Genomic DNA, 15728 nt, shown 5'->3' with positions numbered 1-15728 from the left:
GGGCCATCAGACCAGTTCGGCGCCGGCCCTGTCCTCGGCGGTCGCGGCGCGGCCCTCCGCGGCGGCCCGGGCGGTGGCGTCGGCCACCTGCTGGTCCAGCTTGTAGCCGACGTTGCGCACGGTGCCGATCAGCGCCTCGTGCTCGGTGCCGAGCTTGGCCCGCAGCCGGCGCACGTGGACGTCGACGGTGCGGGTGCCGCCGAAGTAGTCGTAACCCCAGATCTCCTGGAGCAGCTGCGCCCGGGAGAAGACCCGCCCCGGGTGCTGCGCCAGGTACTTCAGCAGCTCGAACTCCTTGTAGGTGAGGTCGAGCGGGCGGCCACGCAGCTTCGCCGAGTAGCTGTGCTCGTCGATCACCAGCTCACCGGCCTGGGTGACCCCGCCGTCGGCGCCGTCGGCCGGGGTGGTCGCGGCCAGCCGCCGGGCGGTCGCCCACTTCAGCCGGGCGTCGACCTCCGCCGGGCCGGCGGTGTCCAGGAGGACGTCGTCGACGCCCCAGTCCGCGGACAGGGCAACCAACCCGCCCTCGGAGAGCACCGCGACCAGCGCCGAGGCCACCCCGGTGGAGGACAGCAGCCCGCACAGGGTGCGCGCCTGGATGAGGTCGTACCGGGCGTCGACCAGGACCACGTCGCCGGAGTCGCCGTCGAGGAGGCTGGAGAGCTCGGGCGCCACGACGCGGACCTGGTGGCCGAGCAGCCCCAGGGCGGGCAGCACCTCGGTCGTGGCCTGACGTGCGGCGGTCATGAGCACGAGTCGCATGTCGTCTCCTCCGGGGTCCGGGGCCGGCGGGCGCCGACCGGACCTGCGACAACGCTGTCGAGGTGAGCCAGCAGGATAGCGGACGTGCCTGCCGGACAGCCCCAGCTGCCGCGGAGGCGGCCGGTCGAGGTGCCGCCCGCAGGCCCACCGCCACCGCACGGGTGGTCCCGGGGCCCGGACACGCCGAGAGCGGAGCGAGCGCTCCGCTCGTCGGGCGGATCGGGCGTCGGGCTTCTGAGACGATCGGCGCGTGAGCCCCACCGCGGTCCCGTCGACGACACCGGCCCGACCGCACCACCTGTCGGCCGCGGGGCTCGCCGTCGTCGCGGCGGGCCTGCTCGCCGGCCTCCCGGCGGCGGTCGGCGAGGTGGGCGCGCTCGCCGCCGTGCTCGTGCTGCAGCTGGCGCTGGTCCTCTCCTGGGTGCTCGCCACCGGGATGCAGGGCTTCGCGGCCTCGCTCGCCGTCGGCACGGCCGCCGCCGTGGCGGCGGACCTCGCGCTGGCGCTGCCCGAGGACCCGGGTCCGGGCGGTCTGCTGGCCGTGCTCGGCATCGGCTTCCTCGCCGCCGTCCTGCAGCAGATGCTGCGCTCGCCACGGCACGACCTGGTCGACTCGCTGGCCGGGTCGGCCGTGCTGATCACCGCCGTCGGCGCACTCGCGGTGCTCCTCCCGCTGGGCCGGGCCGACGACGGCCGCCTGGCCACGACCGCCCTGGTGGCCGGGGTCGCGCTCCTGGTCGGCCACCTGGTCGACCAGGTGCTGCCGCGGCCGCAGCTCGCCCCCGGCGTCCCCCGTGGTTTGCTCGGCATCGTCCTCGCGGTGCTCGCGGGCGCGGGCACGGCCTGGGCCGTCCGCGACCTGGCCGAGCTCGGTGCGCTGCGCGCACCGGCCGTCGGTGCCGTCGTCGCCGGGGTGGTGGCGCTGGTGGCCGTGGCCGGCAGCTACCTCGCCGTCGAGACGACCAGCGAGGGCCAGGCGGAGGCGCTCTCCCCGTGGGCACCGACCGTGGTGCAGGTCGTGCTGCCCTTCGCCGCCTGCGCCCCGGTGGCCCTGGCCCTGCTGACCGTCCTGTGAAGGTCGTCGCCGTCCTCCTGGTCCTGCTCCTCGGCGTCGGCGTCCTGCTCGACCGGGTCGCGGTGGGCTTCGCCGAGGACCGGGTCGCCGAGCAGCTGGCGAGCCAGGACGAGCTGGCCGGCCGCCCGGAGGTCGACGTCCGCGGGTTCCCGTTCCTCACCCAGGCCGTCGGCGGGCGCTACGAGGAGGTCCACGTCTCGCTGACCGCGGAGGACCTGGGCCAGCCCGAGGGCACCCGAGCCGACGTCACCCTCCGCGGTGTGCACCTGCCCCTGTCCGAGCTGCGGTCGGGGACGGTGCAGGAGGTGCCCGTCGAGCGCATCGACGGGACGGCGACGCTCTCCTACGAGCTGCTCGCCCGGGAGCTCGGCGGGGACACCACGCTGGAGCGCGAGGGTGAGGGGCTCCGGATCACCCGGACGGTCGAGCTGCTCGGCCGCACGCTGCCGCTCACCGCAGCCGGCACCGTCTCGGTCGACGGGGACGAGCTCGTCGTCGACGTCGACCGCGTCGCCGGTGCCGGCGTCGAGGTGCCCCGTTCCCTCGTCGGCCGGGTCACCGAGCTGCTCGACCTCCGGTACCCCGTGGAGCTGCCCTACGGGCTCCGGCTCACGGACGTGACCCCCGCGGAGGACGGCGTCGAGGTGCGCGCGGTGGCCGAGGACACGGTTCTCCGGCCGGAATAGCGCCCTGGTGGCCCCGGTTCGTGCCAGCCGGTGCCCGGAGCGGAGGTGGATGCGGTGGACACGACTGCGGTGTTCGGACGGCTCGGCGTGCGACCGGCCGAGGCGGACCTGACCGTGGTGCAGTTCTCCACCGCGTTCTGCGGGCCGTGCCGGGCGACCAGGGCGCGGCTGGCCCGGCTGGAGGCGACCCGACCCGGCCTCGTCACGGTGCACGTCGACGCGGAGAGCCACCTGGACGAGGTGCGTGAGCTCGGCGTCCGGCGGACGCCCACGCTCTTCTACCTCGACCGGGCCGGAGCGCTCGTGGGGCGCAGCACCGGCGCACCCCGGCCGGAGGAACTCCTCGCACTGGTGGACGCCCACGTGGGCGGGGCGCGGTGATCGGCTACCCTCGCGCCGTGGGCATCCTGCTGACCTCGCGCCGCACAGTCGACCTGTGCCGCGTCGGCAGCTGCCTGTGTCCCGCCCTCTGAGGGCGGCACCGCGCCGTCCAGACGCGCTCTCCGCGCCGTCGGGATGCCCCTCTCTCCCGTGAGTTCCGCGGTCCGAGCGATCAGCGTCGTCCCTGCAGCACCAGACCGACCGACCGCACACCGATCATCCGGAGGACCACCACCATGAGCCGCAACGACGTGCTCGTCACCGTCGACTGGGTCCAGGAGCACCTGGGCCAGCCCGGCATCGTCCTCGTCGAGGTCGACGAGGACACCAGCGCCTACGACGGCGGCCACATCGAGGGCGCCGTCAAGCTGGACTGGAAGAAGGACCTGCAGGACCCGCTGCGCCGCGACTTCCTGGACAAGAGCGCCTTCGAGGAGCTCATGTCGGCCCGGGGGATCGGCAACGACGACACCGTCGTGCTCTACGGCGGCAACAACAACTGGTTCGCCGCCTACGCCTACTGGTACTTCAAGATCTACGGCCACTCCGACGTGAAGCTGATGGACGGCGGCCGGAAGAAGTGGGAGCTGGACGGGCGCCCGCTGTCCAAGGACGCTCCGCAGCGCCCGGCCACGCAGTACCGGGCGAGCGAGCCGGACCTCTCGATCCGCGCGTTCCGCGACGAGGTCGTGGCCTCCATCGGCAGCAAGAACATCGTCGACGTCCGCTCGCCCGACGAGTTCTCCGGCAAGATCCTCGCGCCCGCGCACCTGCCGCAGGAGCAGTCGCAGAAGGCCGGCCACGTGCCCACGGCGATCAACATCCCGTGGAGCAAGGCCGCCAACGAGGACGGCACCTTCAAGTCCGACGAGGAGCTGGCCAAGCTCTACGCCGAGCAGGGCTTCGACGACAGCCGGGAGACGATCGCCTACTGCCGCATCGGCGAGCGCTCGAGCCACACCTGGTTCGTCCTGCGGGAGCTGCTCGGCAAGAAGAACGTCAAGAACTACGACGGCAGCTGGGTGGAGTACGGCTCCCTCGTCGGCGTCCCGATCGAGAAGTGAGCTGACATGTGCGGAGCGCCGAAGCAGGGCGGTTCCCTCGACGGGATCGACCTGAGCACGCAGACGGTCATCCAGGGTTCGGTGTGGCACGACGGCGCCCCGGTGGCCGGGGCATACGTCCGGCTGCTGGACTCGACCGACGAGTTCACCGCCGAGGTGGTCACCAGCCCCGAGGGTGAGTTCCGGTTCTTCGCCGCCCCCGGGCCGTGGAAGCTGCGCGCCCTGGCCGCGGTCGGCAAGGGAGAGCGCGAGCTCGCCGCCGAGGTGGGGCTGAACGAGACCACGGTCCCGATCGCCTGACGCGGTGGTGTCCGACGGCCCGTCTCCCTCCGGGGGACGGGCCGTCGGTGTTCCCGGGGCGCCGCACCCGGGGCCGCCCTCAGGCGAGACCCGGCGGCACCCGGCGCGGACCGGCCTCGGCCGGCCGGGGCCGGTCCTCGGGAAAGGCGCGGACGGCCACGATGGCGACGTCGTCGGCCCCGGCGTCGGGCACCAGCCGGGTGAGGACGGTGTCCAGCAGCTCTTCCAAGTGGGTGCGGCCGAGGTCGCGCAGCGCCTCGCGCAGCCGCTCCAGGCCCTCGTCCAGGTCGATGTCGCGGCGCTCGACGAGCCCGTCGGTGACCAGCAGCAGGGTGCACCCGTCGAGCAGGTCGGCGGTCTGGTCGCCGCGGGGCGCACCGGGGTCGATCCCGAGCATCAGCTCCGGGGTGCTGGTGAGCAGCGTGGTGGTGCCGTCGGGGGCCAGCAGGATCGGCGGCAGGTGCCCGGCGTTGCTCCAGCGCAGCAGCCGCCGGCCGGCGACGGGCTCCTCGGGATGCCGCTCGATGCGCGCCAGCACGGCGGTGGCCAGCGAGGAGACCGCCAGCCCCCGCGCCGCGTGCTCGACCCGGGTGAGGGTCGCCGCCGGGCCGTCCTCCTCGGCGTAGGCCAGCGCCCGCAGCAGGCCGCGGAGCTGACCCATGGCCGCGGCCGCGTTGCTGTCGTGGCCGACGACGTCGCCGATCACCAGCATGGTGGCCCCGTCGGGCTGGAGGAACGCGTCGTACCAGTCGCCGCCCACCTGCGCCTCGTGCGCCGCGGGGCGGTAGCGCACGGCGATCTGCAGGTGGTCGGGCTCCGGCGGCGGGGTGAGCAGGGACTGCTGCAGCCGGTCGGACAGGGCGCGGTCCGCGGCGGCCCGGGCGGCCAGGGCCTCCAGCTCCGCGGCCTGGCGCTGGGCGGCCAGCCGGTCGGTGAGGTCGCGGAAGGAGACCACCACGCCGGTGAGCTCGTCGTCCTCCACGGTGGGCACGACGACCATCTCGACCGGGATCGGGGTGCCGTCGCTGCGCCAGAACGTCTCCTGGTCGGCGACGACGGTGCGGCCGGTGCGCAGGGCCCGCCAGACCGGGCACTCCTCGCGCGGGTAGGGCGAGCCGTCCGGGCGCGTGCCGTGGATGAGGGCGTGCTGGTCCTTGCCGAGCTGCTCGCCGGGCGGGTAGCCGGTGAGCCGGGCCGCGGCGGGGTTGAGGAACTCGACCCGGCCGTCGACGTCGAGGCCGTAGATGCCGTCGGCGACGTTGGCCAGCACCCGCTCGGTGATCGCGAGCGCCCGGGTGAGCTTGGCCTCGGTCTCCTGCAGCACCTCGAGGTCCCGGGCGCGCGCGGTGGCGACCTGGCGCAGCGTGGTCGCCTCGGCACCGGCCGCGCGCGCCTCGGCGGTGAGGCGTTCGTTCTCCAGCCGCTCGGTGACGTCCAGGCCGGTGACCAGCAGGTACTCGTCCTGCGTGCCCTCGCTCACCAGTTGCAGGGTCAGGTCGGCGACCCGCCGCGTCCCGTCGGCCAGGAAGAAGCCGGTGGCCGCACGCACCGGCTCGCCACCGGTGGCCACCTGCTGGCACCAGGCGGTGACCCGGGCGCGGGCCTCGGGGTCGCCGGCCCACCAGCCGACGTCCCACAGCAGCCGGCCCAGCTGGTCGCGGCGGTCGAAGCCGCAGTCCTCCAGCGCCAGCCGGTTGGCGGTGAGCAGCGTGCCCCCCGTGTCGCAGACCGCGGCGAGCAGCAGCGAGGAGTCCTGCAGCACCGAGAACCACGACGGCGTCCCGGGCAGCGACTCCTCGCCCGTGATCTGCGCCGCGCTGCGGCCGGCCTGGGCCATCCCGATGTCCGCTCCTCCCACTGTCTCCCGCGTGCGCGGGGCCGGTCCAGCCTGCCGTACGACCCCCCGGCTCACCAGCAACCCGGGCTGTCGGGTCGGCCTCACCCGGCCCGCGCCGGTGGCCGGTCAGAGGCCGAGCGAGCCGGCGAGCTCGGCCATGGCGCGGTCGAACCAGCGGTCGCGGTCGACCACCGAGCCCACCAGGTGGCCGAACAGCTCGAAGCTGATGGCACCGAACATCGAGCTCCAGGCCAGCAGGGCACGCACGCGCACCGTCTCGTCGAGGGCCGGGTGCTCGCCACCCAGGATCGCGACCGCGCCGTCGCTGATCAGGCCCGGATCGCGCTCGCCGGCGGCCTCGGGGAGCGCCCCGGAGCGGGCGGCATCGCCCAGGATGCGCCCGAGGACCACGCCTGCGCGGGCGGCGGCGGGCACGGTCTCGGCCGGCGCCTCGTACCCCGGGACGGGCGACCCGTACAGCAGCGCGTACTCGTGCGGGTGCTCCAGAGCCCACCCGCGCACCGCCCGGCAGACGGCCAGCCAGCGCCGGCGTGGCGGATCGGAGGGGACGTCGGCGGCCTCGGCGGCGGCGCCCAGGTCGTCGTAGCCGTCGATGATCAACCGGGTCAGCAGCTCGTCGCGGCTGGGGACGTAGCGGTACACGGCGGAGGACGCCATGCCGAGCTCGCGGGCCACCGCCCGCAGGGAGAGCCCGGCCGCACCGACCGCGGCGAGCTGCCGCCGGGCCGCGTCGGCGATCTCGGCGGTGATCTCGGCGCGGACGCGCTCCCGGGCGGTGGGCACCGGCCCAGCGTGCCGCTTCGGAGCAGTGCGCGCAAGCGAGAGCAGTGCTCTTGACACGCACCGGTCGCCAGCGCGAGCATTGCCCCACAACGAGAGCACCGCTCACATCACGACCACCGGGGAGCACCCATGGCACTGCACGTCGTCGTCGGCAAGGGGCCGGTCGGCCTGACCACCGCCCGGGAACTGCGGGAGCGCGGGCACGACGTGCGCGTCCTCTCCCGGAGCGGCGGGGTCTCCGCGGACGGGCTCGAGCACCGGCAGGTGGACGCCGCCGATGCCGGGGCCCTCGCGGACGCCGCCCGCGGCGCGGCCGCGCTCTACAACGCGGTGAACCCCGCCTACCACCGGTGGGCCACCGACTGGCCGCCGGTCGCGGACGCGCTGCTCCTGGCCGCCGAGCGCACCGGCGCCGTCCTGGTCACCATGTCCAACCTCTACCCCTACGGGCGCCCCCACGGGCCCATGACGCCGCGGACGCCGCTGGCCGCCACCGACACCAAGGGGCTCGTCCGGGCGCGCATGTGGCAGCAGGCGCTGGCCGCCCACCGGGCCGGCCGGGTGCGGATCACCGAGGCCCGCGCCGCGGACTTCGTCGGACCGCAGGTGCCGGCTGCGCAGTCCCACCTGATGCGCCAGCTCCCCGCCCTCCGGCGCGGTCGCACCGCCTGGGTGATCGGGGACCCCGACGCTCCCCGCAGCTGGGCCTACCTCCCCGACGTCGCCACCACCCTGGCCACCCTGGGCACCGACGAGCGCGCCCTCGGCCGGGCCTGGCACGTGCCGAGCGCCCCACCGCGCTCCCAGCGCGCCGCCCTCACCGACCTGGCGGCGGCCATGTCCGCCCCGGCGCCGACCGTCCGCGGCGTGCCCTGGCCGGTGCTGCGCGCGGTGGGGCTGCTCTCGCCGCTCATGCGGGAGGTCGTCGCCGTGCGGCACCAGTTCGACCAGGAGTACGTGGTCGACGCGGCGGACACGACGGCGACGTTCGGCATCGCGCCGACCCCGTGGGCCGAGGTGGTCGCCGCGACCGCGGAGCACGCACCGGTGGCCGCCTGAGGACCGGTCGCCCCGCCGTCACTACGGTGGTTCCCATGGTCTCTGCCTGGCTCCTGGTCACCCTGACGGCGTCCGGCGCCGCGGCGCTGGGCTACGGCGCCCTCCGGCTCGCGCGCGGCCCGAAGGCGGGCCGGCGATGAGCGGCCCGACCGAACTGCCGGTGCCCGACACCGCCGACGTCCGCAGCGGGCCGGAGGTCTCCGAGCAGCTCCTCGCGGTGCTGCCCCTGCTGGGGGAGTGGCACGGGGAGGGCCAGGCGGCCGGCACCGGCGGCGACCACCGGTTCGGCCAGTGGATCCGGTTCGCCCACGACGGACGGGGCTTCCTGGCGTACGAGTCGCGCACCTGGCGGCTCACCGACGACGGGAGGATCGTGGGGCCGGACGTCCGGGAGTCCGGCTTCTGGCGCCCCCGCGGGAACGACGACGTCGAGCTGCTGGTGGCCAGCCCCGACGGGCTCGTGGAGATCTACGTCGGCACCGCCCGCACCACCACCAGCTGGGAGCTCACCAGCGACGTGCTGGCGCGCACGCCCGACGCAGCCGAGGTCACCCGGTCGGTGCGGCTCTACGGCATCGTCGAGGGGGCGCTGATGTACGCCATCGACCGCGCCCTGGGGGAGCAGCCGCCCCGCCCGGTCATGTCGGCCCGCCTGGAGCGCATCCGATGACGGCCGGCACGAGCCGCGCCACGACTCCTCGCCAGGTCGCCGACGCCTACGTCGCGCGGGCCGCCGAGCTCGACCCGATCCTGGCCACGGCGCTCGGCGTGCGCCCCGGTGACGACCGGCTCCCGGACCTGTCGCCGGCGGGCATCGAGGCCGAGGCGGCGCTGGCGCGCGAGACGCTCACCGAGCTGGACCGGGTGCTGGCTGCCGACCCCGCGCTCGGCGACGACCCGGTCGAGCGCCGGTGCGCCCGGCTGCTGCGCGAGCGGCTCACTGCCGAGCTGGACGCGCACGCCGTGGGGGAGCCCTACCGCTCGCTGAACAACCTCTTCAGCCCGGTGCACTCGGTGCGCCAGGTGTTCAGCATGATGTCGGCGGCGTCGGAGGAGGACTGGTCCGTCCTCGCTCGGCGCCTGGCCCGTGTCCCGGACGCCTACCGCGCCTACCGGGAGACGCTGGAGGAGGCCGCCCGGCGGAACCTGCTCGTGGCCCCGCGCCAGGTGCGCACCGTCGTCGAGCAGCTGGACCAGTGGCTGGCCGGTCCCTACTTCGCGACGTTCGTGGCCGCCGGCCCGGAGGCGCTGCAACCGCAGCTGCGGTCGGCCGCCGAGGCCGCCGACGCCGCGGTGGCCGCGATCCGCGACCACCTGCGCGACGAGTACGGCCCGCGCACCGAGGACGTGCCCGACGCCGTGGGCCGCGAGCGCTACACCCGGGCGGTGCGCCGCTGGACCGGGTCGGACCTCGGCTCGGGTGGCGGGCTGGAGGAGGTCTACGCCTGGGGCTGGGCCGAGCACCGGCGGATCCTGGCCGAGCAGCGGATCGAGGCGGAGAAGGTGCGCCCGGGCGCCACCCCGCTGGAGGCGATGCGCTGGTTGTCCACCAACGGCCCGGCCGTCGAGGGCGTGGCGGAGATCCGCGAGCGGCTGCAGCAGATGATGGACGAGGCGATCGCCGAGCTGGACGGGGCGCACTTCGACCTCGCCGAGCCGGTGAAGCGGGTGGAGGCGATGATCGCGCCGCCCGGCAGTGCGGCGGCGCCGTACTACACCCGGCCGGCGCAGGACTTCTCCCGTCCTGGCCGCACCTGGCTGCCCACCCTGGGCCGCACCCGGTTCCCGCTGTGGGACCTCGTCTCGATCTGGTACCACGAGGGCGTTCCCGGCCACCACCTCCAGCTGGCCCAGTGGGTCCACGTCTCCTCCCAGCTGTCGACGTACCAGACCTCGGTCGGCTCGGTGAGCGCGAACGTGGAGGGCTGGGCGCTCTATGCCGAGCGGCTGATGGACGAGCTCGGCTACTTCCGCGACCCCGCGGAGCGGCTGGGGTTCCTGGACGCCCAGCAGCTGCGGGCGGTGCGGGTGGTCATCGACATCGGCATGCACCTGCAGCTGCCGGTCCCCGACGACGCCGGCGGCGCGCTGGCCGAGCACCGCGGTCAGCCCTGGACGCCGGAGCTGGCGCGCGCCTTCCTGGGCGAGCACTCCGGCGCCGACGTCGCCTTCCTCGACAGCGAGCTGGTGCGCTACCTCGGGATCCCGGGGCAGGCGATCAGCTACAAGCTCGGGGAACGGGCGTGGCTGGCCGGCCGGGCGGCGGCCCAGCGGGCCCACGGGGCGGCCTTCGACCTGAAGGCCTGGCACATGGCGGCGCTGTCGCAGGGGTCGCTGGGCCTGGACGACCTCGAGGCGGAGCTCGCGGTGCTCTAGCGTCGCGGCGGGGTCGGGTTCACCGGGTCGTCGGCGTGGCCGACCCGGTCGTCCACCCCGGAGGCCAGGACCTCCAGCCCCGGCGTGCCCATCAGCTCGGCGACGCAGGCGGGGCTGCCGCCGACGTAGGTGCTCATCAGGTCGATGTCGGTGGCCACCGCCCAGGCGCGGTCGGCCGGCCACCACAGGTTGGCGCTCTGCTCGGCGGGCTCGGGCGCCAGGTTGCGCGCTGCGTCGGCCACCCGGCCCCGCACCAGCACGGCGTCGCGGCCCCGGGGCAGCGGCAGGGTGGGCTGACCGCGCCGTGCGGCGGCGTCGGCGCCGAAGCCGGCCCACCGGCCGAACAGGCAGTCCCCGGGCGCGGTGGTGTGCCGGGCGAGCACGGCAGCCATGCGTGCGGCGACCGCGGTGGGCAGGTGCCCCTCCGCGGGGGCGCCGTCCCAGTCGGGGGGCTGGCTGTCCTCGTGCAGGTACTCCCAGCCGCCGGTCACCGCCGGCCATTGCGCGAGCGGGTGGACGACGGTGCCGTTGAGCGCGGCGACCGCGGCCCAGGGGACCTCCACGTCGTCGTCGCCCTCGTAGCGGTAGGCGGGGTGCAGCACGCGGGCGTAGGCGGGGAACACCGGCGGCACGAGCGAGGCCACCGTGCCCCAGTGGGCCCGGCCGACCGCCTCGGCGAGCCAGGCGCCGGCGGACACGTCGGTCTCGACGGGGAGTCCGCCGAGCTGCACGTACGCCTCCTGGAAAACGGACAACCCCCGGGCTGCTCCGCGGCGCTCCACAGGGAAGCTGCACGCGGGCCGACTGGACAACTGTCGGCGGCCCGGGGGTCGGGTGACTGTCCGGTTCTCGCTCGCCGCCATCGACGGACGGGCGATCATGCCGTCGTTCGGATTCCCATCCGAACGGGCGGCCCATCTGGACGGCGGCTAGCGGACAGCCACCTCACGAGTCCTGTAGCTCAGCAAAGTTACGGACCACCTCCTCTCTCGTGTGCCACGACGGTACGGCCGCGGGCACGGGAGCGGCAACCGATTTGCTCCGCTGTGAGCGAACGCCCTGGTGGCCGGTCCGGGACCGGCGTGTCCCGGACCGGCCGGACGGCGGTCAGCTCCCGCTGCCGGGACCGATCGTGCGCCCCGGCGGGCGGGTGCCCGACCAGTCGGGGTCGTGCTCGGCCTGGTCGTCGACCGTCTCGTAGTCCGGCCGCGGACCGTCGTCGTCCCCGAGGTGCTCGGCGGCGTCGGTGGCGGTGCGCCCGGGAGGCGGGGTGACGCCCTCCCACTCCGGCTCGTGCTCGGCCTGGTCGTCGACCGTCTCGTAGCCGGGTCGCGCGGCCTCCTCGCCCAGCTCCTCGGTCGCGGGGGTGGCGCCGGGGCCGGGCGGCGTGGCGGCCGCGCGGGCCGGCTGTTCGACGCGGTCGTCGACGGTGTCCCACGCGTCGGGGATGCCGTCCTGGTCGAGGTCGCTGAGCTCGTGCAGGTACATCGCCTTGTAGCGGCGGTTGCGCAGCCGCAGGATCACGCTGGCCAACAGCGCCGCGGCGACGGTGCCGGCCAGGATGCCGACCTTGGCGTGCTCGTAGCTCTCGCTCTCGGCGCCGTACGCGAGCTCGGTGATCAGCAGCGAGACGGTGAAGCCCATACCGCCGAGCAGCGCCAACCCCAGGACGTCGGGCCAGCCGAGGTTCTCGTCGAGCTGGGCCCGGGTGAAGCGGGCCACCAGCCACGTGGCGCCGGTGATGCCGATCGCCTTGCCGGCGACCAGCCCGGCCACGATGCCGATGGCGATGCTGTCGCCGAGCGACTCGCCCAGGCCCGACAGCCCGCCGACCGCCACGCCGGCGGAGAAGAACGCGAAGACCGGGACGGCCACGCCGGCCGACAGCGGGCGGATGCGGTGCTCGAAGTGCTCGGCGAGGCCCGGCCCGGCGTCGGGCCCGCCGGCGGCCTCGCTGCGGACGACCGGGACCGTGAAGGCGAGCAGGACGCCCGCGACCGTGGCGTGGACGCCCGACTCGTGGACGAGCACCCAGGTGACGGCGGCCAGCGGCAGCAGGAGCCACCAGGAGCGGATCCGCTTCTGCACCAGGAAGCCGAACAGCGCCAGCGGGATCAGCGCCAGCAGCAGCGGGGTGACCGCCAGGGCGGAGGTGTAGAAGATCGCGATGATCGTGATGGCCAGCAGGTCGTCGACGACCGCCAGCGTCAGCAGGAACGTGCGCAGGGCGCTGGGCAGGTGGGTGCTGATCACCGCCAGGACGGCGAGGGCGAAGGCGATGTCGGTGGCCGAGGGGATCGCCCAGCCCGCCAGCGCACCCTCGGGGCCGCCCAGGTTGAGCAGCACGAAGAACAGCGCCGGGACGGCCATGCCGCCCACCGCGGCGGCGATGGGCAGGGCCGCGCGGCGCGGTTCCCGGAGGTCACCGGCGACGAACTCCCGCTTCAGCTCCAGCCCGGCCACGAAGAAGAAGATGGCCAGCAGACCGTCGGCGGCCCACGTCCCGAGGGTGAGGTCCAGGTGCAGGGCCGCCGGCCCCACCCGGGTGTCGCGCAGCGCCTCGTAGCTCTCCGCCCAGGGGGAGTTGGCCCAGATCAGCGCGATCGCCGCCCCCACCAGCAGCAGGGCGCCGCCTACGGTCTCCTTGCGGAGCACCGAGGCGACGCGCTGCGCCTCGGTCCAGGAGCCGCGTCCGAAGAGGCGGTTGGGGGCGGTCGACGTCACGGGGCGGCTCCGGAGGGCAGGATCGGGTCGGGGGCGCGCCCGGCGACGGACGCGCTGCCGACCAGACTTCCCGGCGCACCTGGGTTTCACGCTACCCGGCGAGGAGTTGCCGGATGCGGGGGGACAGCCCGGCGTCGCCGCGGGGCGCGCCGTCGACGGTGTGCACGGTCACCGCGCCGCGCACGCCGGAGAGCAGCCAGACCGCGTCCGCGGAGTGCAGGTCCTCGACCGTGCCGGGGGTCGACGCGGTCGGCCACCCGGCAGCGCGCGCGGCGTCGAACAGCCGCGCCTGGGTGGTGCCGGCGAGGATGCCGCTGTCCACCGGGGGCGTGTGCAGCGTGCCCGCGGCGGCCCAGACGACGGTCGAGGTGGGGCCCTCCAGCAGCCGCCCCTCGAGGCTGGTGAGGACGACGTCGTCGGCCCCCAGGTCGTGCGCGTGCCGCTGGGCCGCCATGTTCACCGCGTAGGAGAGGGTCTTGGCGCCACCGAGGAGCCACGGTGCCCCCGCGCGGAAGTCCGCGGGCACCCCGAGCCCGAGCGTCACCACCGAGATGCCCTCGCGACGCTGCCGCACCGTCTCCGCGGGGACCGGGGCGAGCAGGGCCAGCGCCGTGGGCGGCGCGCCGTCGCCGAGCCCGCGGGTGAGGAGGAGGCGGCACACGCCCTCGACGTCGGCCGGCCAGCCGGCCAGCACGACGGCGACCAGCTCCCGCCAGGCCGTGTCGCCGGGGTGCGGCAGCCCCAGGAGACCGGCGGAGCGGGCGAGCCGGGCCAGGTGCGCGGGCAGGTGCGGCGTGCTCCCCCCGACCACGAGGACGGACTCGAAGACGCCGTCGCCGCGGGCCAGGCCGAGGTCGAAGGCGGTCACGACCGGCTGGTCGGCGGGGACCGGCGCCGCCGCGCCGTCCTGCCAGACCGCCACCCTGCGCTGCTCGCTCACGGGTCCAGCCTGCCGCACCGCGGGCTTAGGCTCACCGCATGGGGACCGACGACGTCGCCGCTCCGCTGGCGGAGCAGCTGCGGGCCCGCGGCCTGCGGCTGACCCCCCAGCGCGCCCGGGTGCTGGCCGCGGTCGCGGCGCTGCCGCACGCGACGCCGGAGGCGATCGGCGCCCGGCTGCGCGAGGAGGCCGGCCCCGGCGGCAGCGCCCCCGACACCTCGACGGTCTACCGGACGCTGGAGCTGCTGGAGCGGCTCGGGCTGGTCTGGCACACCCACCTGGGGCGTGGCGCGCCGGTCTACCACGCGGCGGAGCGGCCCCACCTGCACGTGGTCTGCAACTCCTGCGGCGAGATCTCGTCGGCGGCCCCCGACCTGCTCGACGCGGCGGCGGAACGTCTGGCGGCCGACCTGGGTTTCACCGTGGACGTCGGCCACGTCGCCCTGTCGGGCACGTGCCGCGCCTGCCGAGACCGCGCCGGAACGGAGTCGTCATGACCACGCCCTCACCCCTCCTCTCGCGGCCCGGGGCGGTGCCCCTCGAGGCCGGACCCGAGTCCGCCCGCGTCGTCGCGGCGCACTACGGCGACCCGCTGCGCGAGCAGCGGCTGCTCGCCGAGGGCGCCGGCCTGGTCGATCGCAGTGACCGCGATGTCCTGGCGGTGCCCGGGGCGGACCGCCTCTCCTGGCTGCACAGCATCACCAGCCAGCACCTCGAGCGGCTGGCCGACGGCATCGGCAGCGAGGCGCTGGTGCTGAGCCCCCACGGGCACGTCGAGCACCACCTGGTCCTCGCCGAGCTGGGTGGCACGACCTGGGTCGACGTCGAGCCGGGCGCCGGCCCCGCCCTGCAGGCGTTCCTCGAGCGGATGCGGTTCATGCTCCGCGTGGAGCCGGGGCTGGTCACCGACGACTGGGCGGTGCTGTCCCTCGTCGGCCCCGGCGCCGACGAGGTGCTGGCGACGGCGGGGCTGCCCGTGCCCAGCGCGCCGTACGCGGTGGAGCCGGCCGGTGCCGGGTGGGTGCGCCGCATGCCGCCGGTCGGCGACGGGTCGGCCGCCGTCCACGACCTGCTGGTCCCGCGGGCGGACCTCGGGGCCATGGCCGACCGCCTGGGCGCTCCCCTGGCGGGTGCTGCGGCCCACGAGGCGCTGCGCGTCGAGGCCCGGCGGCCGCGGTTCGGCCTCGACAACGACCACCGGACCATCCCGAACGAGCTGGAGTGGCTGAGCACCGCCGTCCACCTCGACAAGGGCTGCTACCGGGGGCAGGAGACGGTCGCCCGCGTGCACAACCTCGGCCGCCCGCCCCGCCGGCTGGTGCTGCTCCACCTCGACGGGGTCAGCGAGGACCTGCCGGGCCCCGGCGAGCCGGTGCTGGCGGGCACGCGGACGGTCGGCCGGGTGGGCAGCGTCGTCCGGCACCACGAGCTGGGTGTGATCGCCCTGGCGCTGGTCAAGCAGTCGGTGGCCCAGGACACCGCGCTGACCGTGGGTGGTTCGACGGCCGCGATCGACCCCGACGACGCCGCGCCGGCGCTCGACGACACCCAGGTGGCGGCGCGGAACCGGGTCCGGGCCGTCCGGTCTGGGACGATCGGCTGAGCGCGCCGCGGCCGTCCGCCTGACGGGTGGGCAGGTCGGGGGCGCTGACCTACGCTCCGGCCAGCGCCCGCCGCTGACCACCGCCGATGCCCGTGCGCCGGGCGTCCCGCACCTGGA

The 15728-nt window shown here is 75.6% G+C and carries 16 protein-coding genes; 10 read left to right on the top strand and 6 right to left on the bottom strand.

Features of this window, described 5'->3' with window-relative positions; all coding sequences use genetic code 11:
* Positions 1-6: 6 nt before the first annotated feature.
* Positions 7-762 carry a winged helix-turn-helix transcriptional regulator gene (locus tag ACI8AP_RS09985; protein ID WP_456589185.1) on the bottom strand — a complete coding sequence of 252 codons (756 nt, stop codon included), beginning with the start codon at positions 760-762 and terminating at the stop codon, positions 7-9.
* Between the two features lie 250 nt (positions 763-1012).
* Here ACI8AP_RS09985 and ACI8AP_RS09980 point away from each other — a divergent pair, with 250 nt between their 5' ends.
* From ACI8AP_RS09980 to ACI8AP_RS09960, 5 genes are all read left to right on the top strand, one after another.
* Positions 1013-1837 carry a hypothetical protein gene (locus tag ACI8AP_RS09980; RefSeq protein WP_456589184.1) on the top strand — a complete coding sequence of 275 codons (825 nt, stop codon included), beginning with the start codon at positions 1013-1015 and terminating at the stop codon, positions 1835-1837.
* Positions 1834-2523 carry an LmeA family phospholipid-binding protein gene (locus ACI8AP_RS09975; RefSeq protein ID WP_456589183.1) on the top strand — a complete coding sequence of 230 codons (690 nt, stop codon included), beginning with the start codon at positions 1834-1836 and terminating at the stop codon, positions 2521-2523. The genes ACI8AP_RS09980 and ACI8AP_RS09975 overlap by 4 nt, the downstream gene beginning before the upstream one ends.
* A 54-nt stretch (positions 2524-2577) precedes the next feature.
* On the top strand, positions 2578-2904 hold the full coding sequence (locus ACI8AP_RS09970) for a thioredoxin family protein (RefSeq protein WP_456589182.1): 327 nt from the start codon (positions 2578-2580) through the stop codon (positions 2902-2904).
* 236 nt (positions 2905-3140) lie between these two features.
* On the top strand, positions 3141-3968 hold the full coding sequence (locus ACI8AP_RS09965) for a sulfurtransferase (protein ID WP_456589181.1): 828 nt from the start codon (positions 3141-3143) through the stop codon (positions 3966-3968).
* Positions 3969-3974: 6 nt separating this feature from the next.
* Positions 3975-4268, top strand: a complete 294-nt coding sequence (locus tag ACI8AP_RS09960) for a DUF1416 domain-containing protein (protein WP_456589180.1) — start codon at positions 3975-3977, stop codon at positions 4266-4268.
* Between the two features lie 79 nt (positions 4269-4347).
* On the opposite strand, the gene ACI8AP_RS09955 is transcribed toward ACI8AP_RS09960, so the two are convergent.
* Together ACI8AP_RS09955 and ACI8AP_RS09950 are read right to left on the bottom strand one after the other, a co-directional pair.
* On the bottom strand, positions 4348-6105 hold the full coding sequence (locus ACI8AP_RS09955; protein WP_456589179.1) for a SpoIIE family protein phosphatase: 1758 nt from the start codon (positions 6103-6105) through the stop codon (positions 4348-4350).
* Positions 6106-6231: 126 nt separating this feature from the next.
* Positions 6232-6909 (bottom strand): WHG domain-containing protein, encoded by a 678-nt coding sequence (locus ACI8AP_RS09950; protein WP_456589178.1) that lies wholly within the window; start codon positions 6907-6909, stop codon positions 6232-6234.
* Between the two features lie 129 nt (positions 6910-7038).
* Here ACI8AP_RS09950 and ACI8AP_RS09945 point away from each other — a divergent pair, with 129 nt between their 5' ends.
* From ACI8AP_RS09945 to ACI8AP_RS09935, 3 genes are all read left to right on the top strand, one after another.
* A complete protein-coding gene (locus ACI8AP_RS09945; RefSeq protein WP_456589177.1) occupies positions 7039-7968 on the top strand; it encodes an NAD-dependent epimerase/dehydratase family protein in 930 nt (309 codons plus the stop codon).
* A gap of 136 nt (positions 7969-8104) precedes the next feature.
* On the top strand, positions 8105-8638 hold the full coding sequence (locus tag ACI8AP_RS09940) for an FABP family protein (RefSeq protein WP_456589176.1): 534 nt from the start codon (positions 8105-8107) through the stop codon (positions 8636-8638).
* Positions 8635-10344, top strand: a complete 1710-nt coding sequence (locus ACI8AP_RS09935) for a DUF885 domain-containing protein (protein WP_456589175.1) — start codon at positions 8635-8637, stop codon at positions 10342-10344. The genes ACI8AP_RS09940 and ACI8AP_RS09935 overlap by 4 nt, the downstream gene beginning before the upstream one ends.
* Here ACI8AP_RS09935 and ACI8AP_RS09930 read toward each other — a convergent pair.
* From ACI8AP_RS09930 to ACI8AP_RS09920, 3 genes are all read right to left on the bottom strand, one after another.
* Positions 10341-11075, bottom strand: coding sequence for a hypothetical protein (locus ACI8AP_RS09930; protein ID WP_456589174.1), 735 nt, complete (start codon positions 11073-11075; stop codon positions 10341-10343). The genes ACI8AP_RS09935 and ACI8AP_RS09930 overlap by 4 nt on opposite strands.
* A 376-nt stretch (positions 11076-11451) precedes the next feature.
* Positions 11452-13068, bottom strand: coding sequence for a Na+/H+ antiporter NhaA (nhaA, locus tag ACI8AP_RS09925; RefSeq protein ID WP_456589173.1), 1617 nt, complete (start codon positions 13066-13068; stop codon positions 11452-11454).
* A gap of 91 nt (positions 13069-13159) precedes the next feature.
* The gene (locus ACI8AP_RS09920; RefSeq protein WP_456589172.1) at positions 13160-14008 is read right to left on the bottom strand and encodes an aminotransferase class IV; all 849 of its coding nucleotides are present in this window, start codon (positions 14006-14008) and stop codon (positions 13160-13162) included.
* A 38-nt stretch (positions 14009-14046) separates the two neighbouring features.
* Between ACI8AP_RS09920 and ACI8AP_RS09915 the strand changes: the two genes are divergently transcribed.
* Positions 14047-14505 carry a Fur family transcriptional regulator gene (locus ACI8AP_RS09915; protein ID WP_456589171.1) on the top strand — a complete coding sequence of 153 codons (459 nt, stop codon included), beginning with the start codon at positions 14047-14049 and terminating at the stop codon, positions 14503-14505.
* Positions 14502-15611, top strand: a complete 1110-nt coding sequence (gene ygfZ / locus ACI8AP_RS09910; RefSeq protein WP_456589170.1) for a CAF17-like 4Fe-4S cluster assembly/insertion protein YgfZ — start codon at positions 14502-14504, stop codon at positions 15609-15611. Before ACI8AP_RS09915 ends, ygfZ begins: the two co-directional genes overlap by 4 nt.
* Positions 15612-15728 lie beyond the last annotated feature (117 nt).

The organism is Blastococcus sp. SYSU DS1021 (genome assembly GCF_054050995.1).
Note: the sequence above shows the minus strand (reverse complement) of the source record. Positions and strands in the feature narration are given on the sequence as shown.

Excerpts from the sequence above, each read along its gene's own strand:
- ACI8AP_RS09985 (WP_456589185.1), bottom strand. The coding sequence starts at position 762 with ATGCGACTCGTGCTCATGACCGCCGCACGTCAGGCCACGACCGAGGTG.
- ACI8AP_RS09965 (WP_456589181.1), top strand. The coding sequence starts at position 3,141 with ATGAGCCGCAACGACGTGCTCGTCACCGTCGACTGGGTCCAGGAGCAC.
- ACI8AP_RS09960 (WP_456589180.1), top strand. The coding sequence starts at position 3,975 with ATGTGCGGAGCGCCGAAGCAGGGCGGTTCCCTCGACGGGATCGACCTG.
- ACI8AP_RS09955 (WP_456589179.1), bottom strand. The coding sequence starts at position 6,105 with ATGGCCCAGGCCGGCCGCAGCGCGGCGCAGATCACGGGCGAGGAGTCG.
- ACI8AP_RS09945 (WP_456589177.1), top strand. The coding sequence starts at position 7,039 with ATGGCACTGCACGTCGTCGTCGGCAAGGGGCCGGTCGGCCTGACCACC.
- ACI8AP_RS09940 (WP_456589176.1), top strand. The coding sequence starts at position 8,105 with ATGAGCGGCCCGACCGAACTGCCGGTGCCCGACACCGCCGACGTCCGC.
- ACI8AP_RS09935 (WP_456589175.1), top strand. The coding sequence starts at position 8,635 with ATGACGGCCGGCACGAGCCGCGCCACGACTCCTCGCCAGGTCGCCGAC.
- ACI8AP_RS09915 (WP_456589171.1), top strand. The coding sequence starts at position 14,047 with ATGGGGACCGACGACGTCGCCGCTCCGCTGGCGGAGCAGCTGCGGGCC.
- ygfZ (WP_456589170.1), top strand. The coding sequence starts at position 14,502 with ATGACCACGCCCTCACCCCTCCTCTCGCGGCCCGGGGCGGTGCCCCTC.